General features: G+C 35.6%; 17 protein-coding genes. 12 read left to right on the forward strand and 5 right to left on the reverse strand.

Going from position 1 to position 18,604, the window contains the following annotated elements:
* Positions 1–19 precede the first annotated feature (19 nt).
* From AACZ49_RS13435 to AACZ49_RS13445, 3 genes are all read left to right on the forward strand, one after another.
* Complete coding sequence (locus AACZ49_RS13435) at positions 20–349, forward strand: hypothetical protein (RefSeq protein WP_339655806.1); 330 nt, start codon at positions 20–22, stop codon at positions 347–349.
* Positions 333–677: a hypothetical protein gene (locus AACZ49_RS13440; RefSeq protein WP_339655809.1), complete on the forward strand. Its 345-nt coding sequence runs from the start codon at positions 333–335 to the stop codon at positions 675–677. The genes AACZ49_RS13435 and AACZ49_RS13440 overlap by 17 nt, the downstream gene beginning before the upstream one ends.
* A 154-nt stretch (positions 678–831) precedes the next feature.
* Complete coding sequence (locus AACZ49_RS13445; protein WP_339655811.1) at positions 832–2,151, forward strand: thioredoxin-like domain-containing protein; 1,320 nt, start codon at positions 832–834, stop codon at positions 2,149–2,151.
* Here the strand turns inward: AACZ49_RS13445 and AACZ49_RS13450 are convergent.
* Both AACZ49_RS13450 and AACZ49_RS13455 read right to left on the reverse strand, forming a co-directional pair.
* Entirely contained in the window at positions 2,148–2,807 is a 660-nt protein-coding gene (locus tag AACZ49_RS13450; protein WP_339655814.1) for an aspartate kinase, read from the reverse strand. The genes AACZ49_RS13445 and AACZ49_RS13450 overlap by 4 nt on opposite strands.
* 89 nt (positions 2,808–2,896) lie before the next feature.
* On the reverse strand, positions 2,897–3,256 hold the full coding sequence (locus AACZ49_RS13455) for a YraN family protein (RefSeq protein WP_339655817.1): 360 nt from the start codon (positions 3,254–3,256) through the stop codon (positions 2,897–2,899).
* Positions 3,257–3,442: 186 nt separating this feature from the next.
* On the opposite strand from AACZ49_RS13455, the gene AACZ49_RS13460 reads away from it, so the two are divergent.
* On the forward strand, positions 3,443–4,936 hold the full coding sequence (locus AACZ49_RS13460) for a DUF1800 domain-containing protein (protein ID WP_339655820.1): 1,494 nt from the start codon (positions 3,443–3,445) through the stop codon (positions 4,934–4,936).
* 11 nt (positions 4,937–4,947) lie between these two features.
* A complete protein-coding gene (locus AACZ49_RS13465; protein WP_339655823.1) occupies positions 4,948–6,651 on the forward strand; it encodes a DUF1501 domain-containing protein in 1,704 nt (567 codons plus the stop codon).
* A 106-nt stretch (positions 6,652–6,757) separates the two neighbouring features.
* On the opposite strand, the gene AACZ49_RS13470 is transcribed toward AACZ49_RS13465, so the two are convergent.
* Positions 6,758–6,889: a hypothetical protein gene (locus tag AACZ49_RS13470; protein ID WP_339655826.1), complete on the reverse strand. Its 132-nt coding sequence runs from the start codon at positions 6,887–6,889 to the stop codon at positions 6,758–6,760.
* A gap of 208 nt (positions 6,890–7,097) precedes the next feature.
* Between AACZ49_RS13470 and metG the strand changes: the two genes are divergently transcribed.
* The 7 genes from metG (at position 7,098) to AACZ49_RS13505 (ending at position 15,803) form a co-directional block, all read left to right on the forward strand.
* A complete protein-coding gene (metG, locus tag AACZ49_RS13475) occupies positions 7,098–9,206 on the forward strand; it encodes a methionine--tRNA ligase (protein WP_339655829.1) in 2,109 nt (702 codons plus the stop codon).
* 152 nt (positions 9,207–9,358) lie between these two features.
* Entirely contained in the window at positions 9,359–10,405 is a 1,047-nt protein-coding gene (locus AACZ49_RS13480; RefSeq protein ID WP_339655832.1) for a cellulase family glycosylhydrolase, read from the forward strand.
* Positions 10,406–10,474: 69 nt separating this feature from the next.
* Complete coding sequence (locus tag AACZ49_RS13485) at positions 10,475–12,601, forward strand: Tex family protein (protein WP_339655835.1); 2,127 nt, start codon at positions 10,475–10,477, stop codon at positions 12,599–12,601.
* Between the two features lie 8 nt (positions 12,602–12,609).
* Positions 12,610–13,512, forward strand: a complete 903-nt coding sequence (locus AACZ49_RS13490; protein ID WP_339655837.1) for a histone deacetylase — start codon at positions 12,610–12,612, stop codon at positions 13,510–13,512.
* A gap of 172 nt (positions 13,513–13,684) precedes the next feature.
* Positions 13,685–13,999, forward strand: a complete 315-nt coding sequence (locus AACZ49_RS13495; RefSeq protein WP_339655839.1) for a hypothetical protein — start codon at positions 13,685–13,687, stop codon at positions 13,997–13,999.
* 27 nt (positions 14,000–14,026) lie between these two features.
* Positions 14,027–14,341 carry a phosphatase PAP2 family protein gene (locus AACZ49_RS13500; RefSeq protein ID WP_339655841.1) on the forward strand — a complete coding sequence of 105 codons (315 nt, stop codon included), beginning with the start codon at positions 14,027–14,029 and terminating at the stop codon, positions 14,339–14,341.
* Between the two features lie 175 nt (positions 14,342–14,516).
* Entirely contained in the window at positions 14,517–15,803 is a 1,287-nt protein-coding gene (locus AACZ49_RS13505) for a serine hydrolase domain-containing protein (protein ID WP_339655843.1), read from the forward strand.
* A gap of 55 nt (positions 15,804–15,858) precedes the next feature.
* Here the strand turns inward: AACZ49_RS13505 and recQ are convergent, their stop codons facing one another.
* Positions 15,859–17,943, reverse strand: a complete 2,085-nt coding sequence (gene recQ / locus AACZ49_RS13510; RefSeq protein WP_339655845.1) for a DNA helicase RecQ — start codon at positions 17,941–17,943, stop codon at positions 15,859–15,861.
* 114 nt (positions 17,944–18,057) lie between these two features.
* Positions 18,058–18,390 carry a single-stranded DNA-binding protein gene (gene ssb / locus AACZ49_RS13515; RefSeq protein WP_091624045.1) on the reverse strand — a complete coding sequence of 111 codons (333 nt, stop codon included), beginning with the start codon at positions 18,388–18,390 and terminating at the stop codon, positions 18,058–18,060.
* Between the last annotated feature and the right edge of the window lie 214 nt (positions 18,391–18,604).

The following is an 18,604-nucleotide window of genomic DNA, read 5'->3' on the forward strand; positions in this document are numbered from 1 at the left end:
CTACTCTTAAAAAAAACAAATGAAGTTTGAAGAGTATGTAAAAGCAGCCTTTGTAAAGATGATTTTCGAGGTTATACATGCAGACGGTTATGTTCACCCCGGAGAATTAAAAATACTTAAAGATCTTAAAAAAATCCTAGGTTTTGATGACGCATTTTTAGAACGAACTAAAAAGCTAGATTACGATAATGCCCTTGTTACTCTTTACAATATACCTCATGAGCAAAAGAAAGCTTTGGCAACTATTTTAGACGAGGTAGCTATATCTGATGGGTCAGTTCACAAAAAAGAAATGGCTTTGATCATAGATACATTTATTAATATTGGGTTAGGTGAAGAAACAGAATAGTCGTTTGGAATTTACAAGAGAGGAAAAATTAGCTGTCGTTAAAATGGTAGATTATGTAATACTAGCGGACAGTAAGGTAGATCCTGCCGAAATGAATTTACTTACTCAATTAATGGAACGGTTTAGTTTTGATAGCTTTTTTATTGGGCAAGCGAGAAATTTAAATAAAGCTTTTAAAACTTTAAGTCTAATGTCTTTGAGCAAGAAGAAAACCCTAGCTCAACTTTTAGATGAAGTTGCCATATCTGATGGCTTTATCCATGAAAAAGAAATCATCAAAATAACAGAAGCTCTTATTCACATGAAAATTTGCAAAGAGTTATCATAAAAGAATTTAAGTGCCATTCGATTAACTTAACCGATTAACCAATACAGCTCATAAACAACTAAAAGTTATTTAACAAGACCTTTAGCACATCAAAAGACATTAAAATATCATTGTTTTTAAGCAATTCTGGTCCTATAATTTTTTTCCCTTTTTTATGAAAGTTTTTTTTATATTCTGCATCTTATTTATTTCAATTGGGTTAAATGCTCAAGGTTCTATCTCTGGTAATTTCTCTCCTGCAAAAGATTTTAAATGGTTAATAGCCTATGAATTGACCCCAGGCGGTGAAAGATACACCGCAGACACAGCAGTAAAAGACGGTTCTTTTACCCTAGAAATGCCCATGAATGCAAAACCCGGCATGTATAGATTGGTGTATGCCGTACCACAGAATGAATTTTATATCGATGTTATCTATGATAAAAAGGAGCAGGTAAAATTCAATTTCAACATTCAAGATGGATTAACAATTACTAATTCAATAGAGAATAAGTGGTTCAACGAATATTTTTCTAAAATCAATACCTCCCAAGATAGGTTAATGGAGTATTATGAAAAAGGAAGTGAATCGAAGAATGAGTTTACTGATATTATAAAAGAGTTAAAAACTATTCAAAAGTCTTACGAGGAAAACCATATTAATACCATAGCACAAAAATTCATAAAGGCAAATAGATCTTATCTTCCCGAAGATTATGAGGATTTAGAAACATTTCTAAAACAAAAGAAGGAACATCATTTTGATAATTTAAATTTAAACGACCCAATTTTACAAGGTTCAAATTTTCTAACCGATAAAATTTCCAGTTATGTTTTCTCTGCCTTACCATCAGATATTACAACCAACAATGCGTTAGTTGTAGAAATAATTAAAAATGTAAATACTGCTGCCGACTTCATAAAAAATACGCCTATAAACTTTCAAACAAAAGCCTTACATCAAATTTGGGAAATCGCCGAAACAAATACTATGGGCTCTGTACAAGATTACATTTTCACAAATCATTTAAAAAAATTAGCTATAGCTAATGGAAATCAGAAAATGGTTGATGATATAGAATCTTCTACAAGACTAAGAATAGGTGCAAAATCCCCCGAAATTAATTGGCAAACAAATGGAAAAAAACATGCTCTTTCTACTATGGAAAAAGCAGAAAACTACTTGTTGGTATTTTGGAGCAGTACTTGCTCACATTGCCTTAAAGAATTACCCATATTACATAAAAAATTAAAGGGTTTTAGTTCTTTAAGGGTACTAGCCATAGGATTAGAAGATGATGAAACAAATTGGAAAAAAGTATCAGCTACTCTACCCAATTTCAGTCATGCCATCGCTCTTGGAAAATGGGAAAGTGATTATGCGCAAACCTTCAAGATTCAAAGTACACCCACCTACTTTATTTTAGATAGTGAAAAACGTTTTATAGCAAAACCTGAATCAGATAAGGAAGTGGTTGAATTTCTAGAAAATTAAAGAGCCTTTAAATCCTTAATTGTTTTAAATGCAATATCTACCTGTTCGTCATTCACCAGAATAGTAAATTCATTTGTAGTAGAAATTACTTCGTAAAGAACAATGCCTTCCCAGGCTAAACGTTGAAATATAAAGTAGTAAATACCGGGTACTGAAACATTTTCCGCAGGTAATTTTACCGTAATAGAAGACAACTCCTCTGCCTTCTGAGTACATTTTTCATCTTTGAACAATCTTTCGACCGTTTTGTCCATCACATTACTAATAACAATATTTATTTCATTCACACCTCGGCTAGAGGTATAAAACACATCTTGATTGTTATTAATCTCTTCTAATAATTTTGCTTGATGAACCAATATTTTATCAGAAGCTAAAAAAGTATAATCTGAAAGTGAAGAACGTACGGTTATCTCTCCTATATTCTTTAGCACCTTTAAGATTTTATGGGTAGCTCTAAATTCAAGATCATCAGATAATCGTTTCAATGCCATTACGATGGCACCATTACGAATGTCTTTACCTAATTCGTGCTCAATTTCTGGTTTTACTATTCTTGATAATGATGTCAGGTTGATGATACCTTGTGCTAGAGCACTTTGTAGAAATGGTTTTTTCTTAATATACTCTTCTACTACTGATGAGATTGTTTTCATTTTACTGTTTGGTTGTTGTGCAAATATAACAACTTGTTATAAATAAAACAAAATGTTTTTATATAAAATCTACTCAACAAGTAGATTATTCAAAAATAATAGAACGCAGATTCCAAATGTTCTAGCTCAAATCGATTTGTATTTTTCAGAATTGTAATAATATCAAAACGGACATCAACATCAATTTCGTTTTCGGTAACATAATGATTTGCGGCCATTACCAATAGTTTAATTTTTTTTGGGGTTACCGTTTCTGCTACATTCTCAATATAATCAGATCTTCTTGACCTTACTTCAACAATGGCCAATGTATCATTCTTTTGTGCAATGACATCTATTTCTGCTTGTAGGTATCTGTAATTCCTATAATTAATAGTGTAGCCTTGCTTAATTAGATAGTCAACCGCTAGTTGTTCCCCTTCTTTACCAAATTCATTATGTTTTCCCATAATAACCCCTCAAGATTGTGCAATTCATCGAAAATACCGGCCTTTCGGCGCTTTTTTATTAATAAATATCGTTATTTAGATGATAAGCATCGAAAATAGATAGTTTAAAATACTATACCAAATTTCGGAACGTTTAGCATAGAAGCCCCAACTCTACGAACGTAATATAAATGCCTATTTTAAGATATGGAATATTTCATTAATTGTAATACTTCTACTCTTGCTCCGTACACTGCTAATTTAGACCAATTACGAGCATCACATCTATACAGAAGATTAGGATTCAGTGCCTCGGTCGCTACTATTAATCAAGCCACGGGTCAATCTGCGGCAGCCTTAGTAGATAGTTTAGTGGACCAAGCTCTAAACATGGCACCAATACTCGCACCAGCATGGGCAAATTGGACAAATGCTAATTATCCTGTAGACGACGATGCCCGTAACCAATTGAAGAATCAGCAGAAATCTGAATTTCAATTAGATTATGCGAAAGGGATATTAAACAATAATCTAAGAGATCGATTAAGCTTTTTCTGGAGCAACCATTTTGTAACGGAACTAGAGGTCTATAATTGTAATTCATATTTATATGAATACATCAATTGTCTACAGCGAAATTCACTACGTAACTTTAAAACTTTTGTAAGTGAAATAGGGTTGACAAACGCTATGTTATACTACTTAGATGGAGTTTTCAATAACGGCAACAATCCTAACGAAAATTATGGTCGTGAGTTATATGAGCTTTTCACACTAGGTGAAGGAAATGGCTACACAGAAGAGGATATCATAGAAACGGCCAAAGCTCTAAGTGGTTATGTTGAACGCAGCGATATAGGCTGTTCACCAGTAACTTTTGATGCCACTAAACACGATGCAGGATCCAAAACTATTTTTGGGCAGACCGGTAATTGGGGTTACGATGATGTTATCAATATTCTTTTTGATCAGAGAGCACCAGAAATTGCAGAATTTATTTGTCGCAAATTATATGAGTTTTTTGTACATCCCGATTCTAAAGATGAAGCTAACAATGCACAAACTATAATTGATGGTATGGCAGCAACCTTCGTATCAAATGACTTTGAAATCGCGCCAGTCTTACGACAGCTATTTAAAAGTCAACATTTCTTTGATGACGAAGCAATTGGTGTAATCATTAAAAGTCCGATAGATTTTTATTTCAACACACTAAAAGAAACAGATTTTAGCTATACGGATACAAATGTTGCCGAAATGGTCAACTATAGTGCTTTACTGAGCCAAGAAATCTTTGAACCTGTTGATGTAGCTGGTTGGCAACGCGACAGATCTTGGATCAATACCAATTTTATGATTGGGCGTTGGCTTACTATTGAAAGCATATTGGAAAACTTTTATATGGCCGATAATGAACAATTTAGAACATTAGGTTTAGATATATCTGGTAATGCCGGTTTAACAAGTACAAATCCAGATACAGTCGCTAGATTAATCATTGATTTTATTCTCCCCAAAGGACTTTTAGACGAACCTGAATATATAAAAGCATTCGCAATATTCAGAAGTGATATTGAAGAAGTATACTATGAAGGTGGCAACCAAGAATCTTGGACATTGGGCACATGGCCACAAGCCCCATTTCAAGTATACCTTCTATTACAATATCTAGCTAGACAACCTGAGTTTCAATTAAAATAATACCTACTGCTATGTGTAAAACACACCACTCCCCATTCAAAGGTCTTCAACATGAAGGTCATGATGACGAACATAAAACATGGAGCCGTCGCTCATTTTTACAAGCAATGGGCATTGCCGGTTCTGGTTCAATGATGCTCGGTTCGAACATGTTAACAGCTTCTGCCCCTTCACCCCTATCAGCCGGTATTGCGGCAGCTGAGACAGACAATATTTTGATATTAATACGGCTATCAGGTGGTAACGATGGCCTAAGTACTGTAATACCATTAGAACAGTTCGACAGTTATGCCAATGCCCGACCTAATATCTATGTTCCTGAAAGTAAAATTTTAAAACTAACTGATGAATTTGGTGTGCCTTCTTATATGAACGCCTTGGCGCCTATGTGGCAAGAAGGTCAATTTAAAGCGGTGCATGGTGTAGGCTATGAAGGCCAGAGTCTTTCGCATTTCACAGGTTCTGATATTTTTGCCAATACAGATATTGAGACTACAGGGTTTAGTGGTCTGAACACTGGTTGGATGGGTAGACATTTTGAAAATATTTATCCAGATTATTTGATAAACCCACCAGCGGCCCCAGCTGCAATTCAAATAGGTCAATTCGGTAGTTTAGTCTTTCAAGGTGAAGAGACAAATTATGCTTTTGTCACGTCGAACATAGATCAACTAGAAGAAATTGCCAAATCAGGGGTGGTTTATGGTTTAGATGATTCTCTTTTTAATAATTGTATGTATGGCGATCAACTTAAGTTTCTTAGAGGAGTAGCAAATACTACTTATGAATACTCAGGACTCATTCATGAAGCCTATGAGCGTGGTCAAAATCAAGTTGAATATCAAGATAATGGCTTTGCACGTCAAATGGCTCTTTTGGCACGTTTAATAAAAGGAAATTTAGGCACCAAAGTATTTATGATTTCAATGGGTGGTTTTGATACCCATGGCAATCAGCCACAAGCCCACGCACGTTTAATGACAAATCTTTCTGTTGCAATCAACAATTTCTATGAAGATTTAGCATTTACACAACAAGACGATAAGGTATTGAGTATGACTTTTTCAGAATTCGGTAGACGTATTTTTGAAAATGGCTCTAATGGTACCGATCATGGTAAAGCATCACCAACACTTTTTTTTGGTTCAGGCTTAAATGGTAGTGCTTTTGTTGGTGACCACCCAACATTAGATGACCCAGATGGAAGAGGTAACTTAGAGTATACGATGGATTTCAGAGACCTATATGCAACAGTTCTTGCAGAATGGCTTTGTGTAGATGTTCCTTTAGTAGAGGCACATTTATTGAATTACAAACCTTATGTACCCGTTAATTTAGGCTTTAGCTGTAGTGGTGAACCATTCCCAGAAATAGCGTATAGCGATGGTGAGGTTACACCACCACTACCACCTGAGGAAGAGGCTGAAACCCCCTTTAATCCAGATTTGTTGAATGCCGTTGTTCACAAACCATTTTATCCTACCGATAGTACCCCACACATTTATCTAGAGATGCCGTTTTCGGCACATGTAGATATTCAACTTTTTAATATTCTCGGGCAGAAAATCGGCACCGTTTTTAACGAAATGATGTTCGAAGGTTCAACCGAAATAAATATACGAGAGCGCATGCCCGAACAACTATCAACCGGAAAGTACATTTATCGTATCAGTGTACAGAATCAAAAGATGAGTAAATCCGTGATGGTTTCATAAACAGTTTCCCCCTATTTTAAAAAGGCCCTATTCCATTACTTTGATAAGGGCCTTTTTATTTATGTAAATTTCGACTGGTTATTCTTCGATTTAAAAGACAATTCCCTTATACCCTATAGTTCTTATCCTTATGCACCAAAGAGATATCGCTTAAATCGGCTTCTACATTGCTTACGGCTTTCTCTATCTTTTGCAACCCTTCAGCGAATCTTAATTTTTTAGGTTTACCAATACTCATATCTTCAAAATTTTAGTTAAAAAAAGTTCTTTCTTACAATGAAGAAATTTTTATAAATCTTTCGTATAAATAATCGACAAGACACACTGTTTAACATCTGTTTTAATTAAAATTTTACCAATTAATCTATTTAAGTGCTAATTACAAATGGAAAGTATTTAGTGATTCTCCCATCAAATTCAGTATTTTTGTAGCTTAATTTATTTTGATGTCCGATATTAAATCACCCTCTCGATATACGATTACCGCTGCATTACCTTATACCAATGGTCCTATTCATATTGGCCATTTAGCAGGTGTTTACGTGCCGGCAGATATTTACGCCCGCTATCTTCGTTTAACAGGAAAAGATGTAGCCTTCGTTTGTGGCAGCGATGAACATGGTGTTGCTATTTCAATGAAAGCTAAAAAAGAAGGTGTAACACCAAAAGATATTATAGATAAATACCATACAATAATTAAGCAGTCTTTCTTGGATTTCGGAATTACATTCGATAACTATTCTAGAACATCTGCACCTATACATCATGAAACGGCATCGGAATTCTTTATAAATCTTTATGAAAAAGGCGATTTTATTGAAGAGACTACAGCTCAGCTATATGATGAAGAAGCGCAGCAATTTTTGGCAGATCGCTTTGTAATCGGCACGTGCCCTAAATGCGGTAATGAAGAAGCGTATGGTGATCAGTGTGAAAATTGCGGGTCTAGCTTAAATGCTACGGATTTAATTAATCCGAAATCAACCATAACAGGAACAGTTCCGACTACAAAAGAGACCAAACATTGGTTTTTACCATTGGATAAATATGAAGAGTTTTTAACAGAATGGATTTTAAAAGGCCATAAAGACGATTGGAAACCTAATGTTTACGGACAATGTAAATCGTGGATAGATGGCGGATTGGAACCAAGGGCAGTAACCAGGGATTTAGATTGGGGCATACCCGTACCTGTAGAGGGTGGTGAGGGCAAAGTATTGTATGTTTGGTTTGATGCACCTATCGGATACATTTCATCTACTAAGGAATGGGCTGCACATGAAGGTAAGGATTGGGAACCGTATTGGAAGGATGAAAATACCAAATTGGTACACTTTATAGGGAAGGACAATATCGTATTCCATTGTATCATTTTCCCTTCTATGTTGAAAGCAGAAGGAAGCTATATTTTACCGAATAATGTACCTGCCAACGAATTTTTAAATTTGGAAGGCAACAAATTATCAACCTCAAAAAATTGGGCGGTTTGGTTGCACGAATACTTAATTGATTTTCCAGAATTACAAGATTCGTTACGTTATACGTTGACAGCGAATGCACCAGAAACAAAAGATAACGATTTCACATGGAAAGATTTTCAAGCCCGAAACAACAATGAATTGGTTGCTATTTTGGGGAATTTCATAAACCGAGTAGTAGTATTGACCAATAAATATTATGCCGGAAAAGTGCCAGCTGCTGGAAGTTTATCTGATGTTGATATAGAAACACTAGAGCAACTTCGCAAGTTTCCAGGTACTATATCTAGCTCAATAGAGCGCTATCGTTTTAGAGAAGCTGGGCAAGAATTAATGAACCTAGCCCGTTTAGGAAACAAATATTTAGCCGATGCCGAACCTTGGAAAGTAATTAAAATTGATGAAGAACGAGTAAAAACCATTATGAATGTAGCCTTACAAATAGCGGCAGGCTTGGCCATTTTAAGCGAACCATTTTTACCATTTACATCAGGTAAGCTTAAAAACATACTAAATATTGCTTCGGCTCCGCTCAGCAACCAAAGCAAGGCGACCGAGCGTAGCCTGAGTCTAGATTGGGAATCAGTTTCAACAAACAAAATACTTCTGACTGCAGACCATCAAATAAACCAAGCAGAGTTACTTTTTAGAAAAATTGAGGATAGTGAAATTCAGGCGCAGCTAGATAAACTAGAAGCCACCAAAAAAGCGAATGCGAACGAAAACAAAAAACTGATGCCACAAAAAGACACTATTACCTTTGATGATTTTTCTAAGCTAGACATGCGTGTAGGTACGATTATCGAAGCCGAAAAGATGGTAAAAGCCAAAAAGCTTTTAGTTTTAAAAGTAGATACTGGTTTAGATGTGCGCACTATAGTTTCTGGTATTGCCGAAAGCTTTTCGCCAGAAGAAATTATTGGTAAGAAAGTTACTGTTTTAATTAACCTTGCACCTCGTGCACTTCGTGGTATAGATAGTGAAGGTATGATTTTGATGACAGAAAATGCCGATGGAAAATTAGTTTTCGTGAATCCTGATGAAGATGGGGTTGGGAATGGGCTAACTATAAGCTAACATTTACTATATTTTTCATAAAATTAATCTTAATAGCTAAACCTTAGTTCTAACAAAACATATACGTTGGTTATCTATGATAATGGCCTATTACATAAACTTGAAAACCGAACAAGATTAACTAATAATTTACGTTATTCTAAAAGATTTCCATGAAAAAGTACTTTTCAGTTATATTGGCTTTTCTCATCTTTCAATTTTTTGCTTGTTCAAGGGATGAATTAAAATCAATTGAAAATGAACCAAAATTTCCTGTTGATATTTCCAAAAAAATTGAAGTTATAAATGGCTCCATTTATAAAAACAACCAAGTTATTCAACTTAAAGGAGTAAATGCATTAAACTCCTTTGGTATTTCCAAAAATGGAAGGATGAAGGAGTGGAATGTGGAAATTGTTCGAGAATTCATTGGTAATTTAAGGGAACAGCCTATTTCCGGTGGTGCTATAAATGATGCCCAAGGCCAATTTTTACATTCACTAGATTCTATAGTGATTGAGCATCGTAAAAACAATAGAATTACCATAATATGCCCTTTTGGATGGGTAGATAATAATGGAAATCAAACCTTATTTACCGGAAAAAACCCCTCAGAAATGTCTTTTTACGACGGGTATAAATCAAAACTAAAGAGCATTGCTAGCTTTTTTAAAGACCAAGAAGATGTATGGATTCAAACATGGAACGAACCTTATCATTTTAAAAATGAAAATGGATATTCTCATGAACTTTGGCTGAAAGATTCGAGAGAAATGGTTGAAAACCTAAGAAGCATTAACGGTTTTACAAATATCATTGTGGTTCCTGGAAATGAACAAGGACAAGGAGAAACTGCCTTATTAGAAAAAGGAGAACTTCTTTTAACTGACTACAGTAACATTTTATTTGACCTTCACGCCTACGGAAAATGGCATGACAATGCAAGTCTTGAGAGTTTAAAAATGCGATTATTTAAGCTACAGGTGAAAAAATTACCTTTTCTTTTCGGGGAAGTTGGCGTTGTTACAGAAGGTGCACCCCTAAGTAATCCAATTAATTTTCTTGAAGCTTGTGACGAATTGTCTATTGGTGCATTAGCTTGGTTATGGAACACAAATACAGAAGACCAAAATTCTCTTTTAACAGATGAAGGACAACCTAATAATACCAATAACTTTAATTGGGGCACAACTTTTAAAACCTTTCTAGAAAACAATTAATACTTGCTGCTTTCCTTAGTTTATAAACGTATCTTATTTGCTTAAATTTGTAAGCCCTGAATAAAAAATATGGAGCTAATAACTGCCTACATCCTTAAACACACCCAACTTCCAGAAAAGGGAATTCAAAATACTATTGAACTTTTAAACGAAGATTGTACGACTCCTTTTATTTCTAGGTATCGAAAAGAGAAAACAGGCAATCTAGACGAAGTTCAAGTTAGCGCCATTGTACAGTTTAAAGTACAGTTTGAAGCACTAGAGAAACGTAAAAAAGCTATCATAAAGGCAGTTGAAGAACAAGATGCTTTAACTCCTGAACTTCTTAAAAAATTTGAAACTGCAGAAGACATAACGCAGTTAGAAGACCTCTATCTTCCTTTTAAAAAGAGCAAAAAGACCAAGGCTGAAGTAGCCCGTAAACAAGGGCTAGAGTCTCTAGCCAAAATCATCATGTCTCAACGTAATGATGATCTTAAATTTACAGCGTCTAAATATTTGAGTAAAGAAGTAGAAAACGAAGATGATGCACTTGAAGGTGCTCGACATATTATATCTGAATGGATCAACGAACGAACGGACATTAGAAGTCAAATAAGGTCTCAATTAGCCCGTTTCGCAATTATTTCCACCAAGGTAATCTCCACCAAAAAAGATGATGAAAAAGCACAAAAATTCCGTGATTATTTTGATTGGAGCGAGCCTTTGAATAAATGCCCATCACATCGATTATTAGCCATTTTACGAGCCGAGTCAGAGAAGTTCATACGGGTTAAAATTGAATTGGATGATGAACGGTTATTAGACCGAATTGAAAATAGAATTATAAAATCAAATAACGCGTGCGCCACCCAAATTAAATTGGCAATCGCCGATGCCTACAAAAGATTATTATTTCCATCCTTATCCAACGAACTATTAAAAACTTCAAAGGAAAAGGCAGATGATGAAGCTATTAGCGTATTCTCCAATAATCTAAGACAATTGCTTTTAGGCGCGCCTTTAGGAGAAAAACGCATACTTGCTATTGACCCTGGGTTTAAATCGGGCTGTAAGGTGGTATGTTTAGACGCCCAAGGTAATTTAGTGCATAATGAGAATATCTATCCGCATGCACCTCAAAATGATGTTGGCGGGGCCATTAAAAAACTTAGCACCCTGGCAAATGCATATAAAATAGAAGCTATCGCCATAGGTAATGGAACGGCATCTAGAGAAACCGAACATCTAGTCAAAAAAGTGATATTCAATAATCCGGTTGAAGTATTTGTAGTCAGCGAAGCTGGCGCATCAATTTATTCGGCATCCAAGATTGCACGCGATGAATTCCCAAATTATGACGTTACCGTACGTGGTGCCGTTTCGATAGGGAGACGCTTGGCCGACCCACTTGCAGAATTGGTTAAAATAGACCCGAAATCTATTGGTGTTGGCCAATATCAGCATGATGTAGACCAGACTAAACTAAAAAATTCGCTTGACGTCGTAGTAGAAAGTTGTGTAAACTCCATTGGCGTAAATATAAATACAGCCAGTATTCCCTTGCTAAGTTATGTTTCAGGTATCGGGCCAAAATTAGCTGAAAACATTGTTATTCAAAGAAAAGAAAAAGGCGCATTCAAAAGTAGAAAAGAGATTCTGGATGTTCCGCGTTTAGGAGGTAAAGCCTTTGAACAAGGAGCGGCATTTTTACGAATAAAAGACGCTGAAAACCCTTTAGATGATTCTGCGGTACACCCAGAAAGCTATGCTATAGTTAAGCAAATGGCTAAAGATAAAGGCACCGAAATTCTATCGTTGATTGGCAATAAGACTTTACTTAAAGAAATAGAATTAAAAAAATATTGCACCGATAATGTTGGTCTACCTACTTTAGAAGATATACGCTCAGAACTTGAAAAACCAGGACTGGACAGACGGGAAAAAGCGAAGGTATTCACCTTCGACCAAAACATTAAATCGATTACCGATCTACATAGCGGGCAATTGTTACCGGGTATCGTAAACAACATAACCAATTTTGGCTGCTTTGTGGATATTGGCATCAAAGAAAGCGGACTCATACATGTATCCAACCTTTCAGATACATTTGTTAAGGATGTAAATGAACATGTTCATTTGCATCAACAAATAATAGTGAAGGTTTTAGAAGTCGATGTACCTAGAAAGCGTATTCAACTAAAGCTGCATAAATAGTTCGGCTAATGCTCAAAATAGCCTACCATCCTATATATAAACATCCATTGCCAGATGGACACCGTTTTCCTATGATGAAATATGCGCTTCTACCACAGCAATTAATACATGAAGGTACCTGCACGGAATCTAATTTTTTCGAACCTGAAATTCCGAATGACAAACATATTGTAGCCGTTCACGATCCCGAATATTTTTACGATTTGTTGAATATGATGATTTCAGCAAAAATGTCTCGTAAAATTGGTTTTCCAATATCGGAAGATTTAGTAGAACGAGAACGCATTATTGCGGATGGCACTATAAAAGCCTGCGAATTTGCATTAAAACATGGCATTGCAATGAACATAGCTGGCGGAACCCACCATGCATATAGCGACCATGGCGAGGCTTTTTGCATGTTAAATGATCAAGCTATTGGTGCCAAATATCTATTGAATAAAGGTCTGGTAAAAAAAATTCTTATTGTAGATTTAGATGTTCACCAAGGTAATGGTACAGCAGAAATCTTTCAAAACAACAAACATGTTTTTACCTTTTCAATGCATGGAGCAGGAAATTATCCGTTTAAAAAAGAACAATCAGATTTAGATATTCCATTACCAAAAGATACCGACGATAGAACATATCTCTTCATTCTAAAAGATCACTTACCCAAATTAATTGATACAGTGAAACCAGATTTCATCTTTTACCTCAGTGGCGTTGATGTTCTTGAAAGTGATAAATTGGGCACACTTAGTCTTACTTTAGATGGATGTAAGAAACGAGATCAATACGTACTTGACACTTGTCGAAAATTGAAAATCCCTGTTCAATGTAGTATGGGTGGCGGGTATTCCAAAGACATTAAAATTATTGTGGAAGCACATGCAAATACGTTTCGGTTGGCGCAATCTCTATATTTTTAGATCGATTTACCACGTATACAACTCAAAATTATTTTATACAAGTTATTTTCAAATTCCCCAGGCGCTTAAATTTAAGGTATGAAAAAAATTAGTTATACTCTTTGTTCTAATTTATAGCTCAACATTATGTGCCCAAAATGTAGCTACAGATTCAACACAAACACGATGGAATATGTTTACCTCTGATGTTGGCAATATCTTCAAAGGTGTGGGTTATTCTTATGCAAGACCGTTTCATTGGCAAGTTCAGCAATGGGCACAATTTGGCGCTGTTATTGGTGGGACTGGTTTAGTATATCTATCTGATGATGACACATCAAGGTTTATACGAAACAACAGGGAAGGTGTTCCAAAATTCTTACGTGATTATGGAGAGATTTATGGAAGTCCTGAAAATAATTATATAGCAACATCTGGTGTATATTTTGCTGGATTGATCACTAAAAATGAAAAACTAAGAAGAACAGAAGTACTATTGATTTCATAGGCCACCTCGGCCGGACTTTTACAACAAGTGCTAAAATCGGTTCTAGGTAGGGCAAGACCTTTAGCTAACTTAGGCAAGGAAACCTTTGACCCTTTTAATTCCAGTAGAAACTTTCATTCTTTTCCATCGGGGCATGCTCTGTTGGCTTTCACCAATGCATATGCTATTGCAAAACAATTTAAAAATCCATGGGTAAAAGCAAGTATTTACACCGTGGGTGTTATTCCCGGTATATCGAGAGTTTGGGATGGTCAACATTGGTTAAGCAATATGGTTTTTGCATTCGCAATAAGTATTGCTACTGTCGAATCAATAGATAGATATCTAGACAAAAAAACATGACGAGAAATATAACAGCCAACAAAAATTGGTAAGTTGGAACTTAAATTTTGGTCCGGGTCAAATGGGTATTACCATCAATTTCTAAATTAAAAAGTCCTATTTTTTAAGGATTAATTTTTCATTGATGTTTTGTTAAACTTTCAGTACTTTAGTCTAATACCTAAAATCCAAACCAATGAAATTGTTAATTCGCTTATCCTGTCTTCTCTTTACAATTATTAGCCTATCACAAACACCGTCTGAAATTAAATCTCCTACACTTGTTGAAGCAAGTGCAAAAGAAGTAGGGATATCAACAGAACGTCTTTCAAAAATTGACGCTATGATTTCAGCAGAAGTTACTAATGGCAATATTCCTGGGGCTGTTGCCTTAATCGCACGCAAAGGAAAAATTGTATTTCATAAATCCTATGGATTGGCAAATGCAGAAAAGAAAATACCATTAGAAAAAGATGCCATTTTTAGAATAGCTTCCCAGACAAAAGCGATAACATCAACAGCAGTGATGATGCTGTGGGAAGAGGGAAAGTTTCAGTTAGATGACAATATTTCCAAATACATTCCTGAATTTGGTGAAGCACAAATACTAGTTACTTTTAATGAAGCTGACGGAACTTACACTACTAAACCTGCTGAAAATCAAATAACGATTAGAGATTTGTTAACCCATACTTCAGGTATTGGCTATGGAGTGATTGATGGAGATGAACGATTTAAGAAAATATATGCAAAAGCAGGAATTACCGATTTATTCACAACAGAAAAAATCACCATTGCAGAAAGTGTTAAAAAATTGGCTGCCTTACCCTTACATCATGAACCAGGTGAAGCTTTTACCTATAGCGAAGGATTAGATGTTTTAGGATATTTTATCGAAGTTATTTCTGGTGTATCCTTCGATGAGTTTCTAAAAACAAGAATCTTCGAACCATTGAACATGAAAGATACTTGGTTCTACCAACCGAAAGAAAACTATAATAGATTGGTAGCAGTGCAAAAAAAAGAAAATGAAAAATGGGTAAAATACCCTGTCACCTTTTACGACACAGACTATCCAATTAAAGGGGCAAAAACTTTCTTTTCTGGTGGTGCCGGCCTTTCGAGTACAGCTAAAGACTACGCTACATTCTTACAAATGTATTTGAACGAGGGTGAATTGAATGGAGTACGACTTTTGAGTAGAACTACGGTAAGAAGCATTTTGGGCAATCAAATTGGAGCTATTTGGGATGGTCCAAAAAACCACGGACTAGCGTTCTCAATAGTAAATGAAAAAGGTGAAATTGCTGGCGGTTTAGGAAGTACCGGAACCTTTGAATGGGGCGGTTATTTTAATACCCAATATTTTGCCGACCCAAAAGAAGATGTAATTGGTATATTAATGAAACAAACCCAAGGTCCTATAGACGATAATACTAGCTGGAAGTTTAAACAAATGCTTTTCTCTTCAATTGATGATTGATTGTGATTAGCAATTGAAGAGAAAATTATAAATATTGGATGCTTAAAAAACGTATCTAAGCATCCAACAAATATAATCCTAATTTTATTTTCCAATAAGGCATTTGTTCTTCAAAAAATTCAAAATAATCTTTTAGTCCGTTTGCTTCGACCAATTCAGATTTAGCAATTTCTATTTGTGAGACTTCTTTAGCACTAACAAATTGATTCAAATCTAGCTCCTCACCTTCGGCATGTTTTTTCATGAGGTGACCGTAAATTGTATTCTCAGAAAGGTTTCTTGCTGTTGCAATTTCAGAAACTGTTAACCCTTCAGAGAATAAATCGAAGGTTTGCTGGTGCGTTGCTTTTTTTGATTTTTTAGTAGGAGCGTGTTTGGCAATTTCCTTAATAAATATTTCGGCGTACTTTTCTAATTTAGCTTGCCCTACACCAGAAACCTCCATGAATTCTTTTTGATTTTTCGGCAATTTGAGTTCCATATCCTTTAAACTGGCATCACCAAAAACAACATAAGCGGGCACACCTTGATCCTCGGCAATTCGCTGCCTTAAAAGCCGAAGTTTTTCGAACAGTCCTGTTTTTGAAGTCTTCGCCTTAGCTGTACTTTTCTTCTTTTCTTTTTCCGTTTGCAAGATTGCCAACTGAATTTTTTTATTTGAAAACAGCACCTCTTTTGCTAATGGTGTTAAACCTAATCGAGCGCCTTCCCTAAAATTAATATCCAATACACCTTGGTTCAATAACTGAATAACATACTGTTGTAAGTCTAACCACGAAACATCTTTAATAGCGCCATAGGTTTTAATATTCTGATATCCTCGCTCTAATACCTGAACATTCTGTGCTCCCCGTAAAACATCTATGACCATACCCATAGGTTCACGTTCTCGCAATCGTGCAACGCCAGAGCATACTTTCTGCGCCAATAACGTAGCATCAAAATATGCTGGTGGGCTTGAACAGATATCGCAATTCCCACATCCTTTGGTCCCTTGCTCTCCAAAGTAGTTTAACAATGCTATACGGCGGCAACTCAGTGCCTCCGCAAATTGCTGCATTCGTTCTAATTTAGCATATTCTACATCTGCATTTTCACTTTGATTGATAAAACGGCGTAGCTGAGCTACATCTGCAAAACTGTAAAAAAGCAAGGCATGGGCAGGGAGTCCGTCACGGCCACCACGACCTATTTCTTGATAATAACCCTCAATATTTTTCGGAAGGTTATAATGTATAACCCAACGTACATTACTCTTATCTATTCCCATACCAAAAGCAATTGTTGCAGCAATTATGGGAACTCTATCTGTAATAAATTCTTCTTGTACCTTAGACCGTTCTTCTGATGACAAACCAGCATGATAAGCCTTGGCTTTAAATCCGGCCTTTTGTAATTTTTGAGCAATAGCTTCAGTACTTTTTCGGCTTAAACAATAGATGATTCCGCTTTCGTTTGGGCGGTCATCTAAAAAATCGAGTATATGCTTAATTCGGTCTTGCGCAGGTTTGACATCTAAATATAAATTAGGCCTATTAAACGACGCCAAATGTCGTTCTGCATTCGGAATTTTTAATTGGTCGGCAATATCATCTTGTGTAGTTCTATCAGCCGTTGCCGTAAGTGCCATGACCGGAATATTCGGAAAACGTTTTTTTAAACTACCCAACTGGGTATAGGCAGGTCTGAAATCATGACCCCAAGACGAAATACAATGAGCTTCATCTACCGCAAATAAACTAATCTTTAATTTTTCTAATATAGAATCAAAGAAACCTAGGCTTTCAGGAGCAACATAAAACAGTTTCAATTCGTCCTTTTCTAATTTTTGCAAAATTACCTGTCTAGTTTCTTCCGATTGAGAACTATTGTAATATGCAGCAGCGATACCATTGGCCTGTAATACATCAACCTGATCCTTCATTAAAGCAATTAGTGGTGAAATTACAATTGCCGTACCCTCTAAAGCTAAAGCCGTCAACTGATAACAAAGCGATTTACCCCCTCCTGTCGGCATAATTGCCAACACATCTTTTTTGTTTAAAGCATCCTCAATAATAGGTAATTGATTCGGTTTAAAGGAATCATAACCAAAATGGGTTTTTAATAAAGGAAGTAATTGTTGTACTGTTGAAGTCATATGGTGCAAAAATAGTGTTTGAAAACGTCTTTAGAAGAATACGAAGCAAACTGTTGTATTCGTATTTCGAACCAACAGATCACTTCGTTGTACCTCCTGATAAAAACGTATTCTTTATTTACCCAACATCAACAACTCATTACACCTAATCTCAGTGATATATCGTTTCTCACCTTCTTTAGTTTCGTATGAGCGGTGTGTGAGTTTACCTTCGATAGCGACTTGTTTTCCTTTAGTTAAATAATTCTCTACAATCTCTGCAGTCTTTCCCCAGGCTACAATATTATGCCATTGTGTATCATCAACTTTTTCACCCTTTGCATTTTTGAAACTATCGGTTGTGGCAATTGAAAATTTAGCCAATTTTGTACCACCTTCTAAGTTTACAATTTCTGGGTCCTGACCCAAGTTTCCAATCAACTGTACTTTGTTTTTTAGTGCGTTCATCTTAAATAATTTTATCGTTAAACAGTTCATACTACCAAGCCGCGTTGACTTGACACTGCAAACCTAAAACACACAGCAATTATTATTCGGTTTCTAAACACTTACTATCGTTTGTTATCGTTTACAGTCGTTTAAAAACTTATATAATGTTTATTACCAGGTAATTACTTATTCAAATTAGATAATAAAATAATTTCTGATTCAATGAAATTAT

Source organism: uncultured Maribacter sp. (assembly GCF_963975365.1).
Lineage (GTDB): Bacteria > Bacteroidota > Bacteroidia > Flavobacteriales > Flavobacteriaceae > Maribacter.

Bases quoted from the DNA above. Each gene is read 5' to 3' on its own strand.
- AACZ49_RS13435 (WP_339655806.1), top strand. From the start codon at position 20: ATGAAGTTTGAAGAGTATGTAAAAGCAGCCTTTGTAAAGATGATTTTC.
- AACZ49_RS13445 (WP_339655811.1), top strand. From the start codon at position 832: ATGAAAGTTTTTTTTATATTCTGCATCTTATTTATTTCAATTGGGTTA.
- AACZ49_RS13450 (WP_339655814.1), bottom strand. From the start codon at position 2,807: ATGAAAACAATCTCATCAGTAGTAGAAGAGTATATTAAGAAAAAACCA.
- AACZ49_RS13455 (WP_339655817.1), bottom strand. From the start codon at position 3,256: ATGGGAAAACATAATGAATTTGGTAAAGAAGGGGAACAACTAGCGGTT.
- AACZ49_RS13460 (WP_339655820.1), top strand. From the start codon at position 3,443: ATGGAATATTTCATTAATTGTAATACTTCTACTCTTGCTCCGTACACT.
- AACZ49_RS13465 (WP_339655823.1), top strand. From the start codon at position 4,948: ATGTGTAAAACACACCACTCCCCATTCAAAGGTCTTCAACATGAAGGT.
- AACZ49_RS13470 (WP_339655826.1), bottom strand. From the start codon at position 6,889: ATGAGTATTGGTAAACCTAAAAAATTAAGATTCGCTGAAGGGTTGCAA.
- metG (WP_339655829.1), top strand. From the start codon at position 7,098: ATGTCCGATATTAAATCACCCTCTCGATATACGATTACCGCTGCATTA.
- AACZ49_RS13480 (WP_339655832.1), top strand. From the start codon at position 9,359: ATGAAAAAGTACTTTTCAGTTATATTGGCTTTTCTCATCTTTCAATTT.
- AACZ49_RS13485 (WP_339655835.1), top strand. From the start codon at position 10,475: ATGGAGCTAATAACTGCCTACATCCTTAAACACACCCAACTTCCAGAA.
- AACZ49_RS13490 (WP_339655837.1), top strand. From the start codon at position 12,610: ATGCTCAAAATAGCCTACCATCCTATATATAAACATCCATTGCCAGAT.
- AACZ49_RS13495 (WP_339655839.1), top strand. From the start codon at position 13,685: ATGTTTACCTCTGATGTTGGCAATATCTTCAAAGGTGTGGGTTATTCT.
- AACZ49_RS13505 (WP_339655843.1), top strand. From the start codon at position 14,517: ATGAAATTGTTAATTCGCTTATCCTGTCTTCTCTTTACAATTATTAGC.
- recQ (WP_339655845.1), bottom strand. From the start codon at position 17,943: ATGACTTCAACAGTACAACAATTACTTCCTTTATTAAAAACCCATTTT.
- ssb (WP_091624045.1), bottom strand. From the start codon at position 18,390: ATGAACGCACTAAAAAACAAAGTACAGTTGATTGGAAACTTGGGTCAG.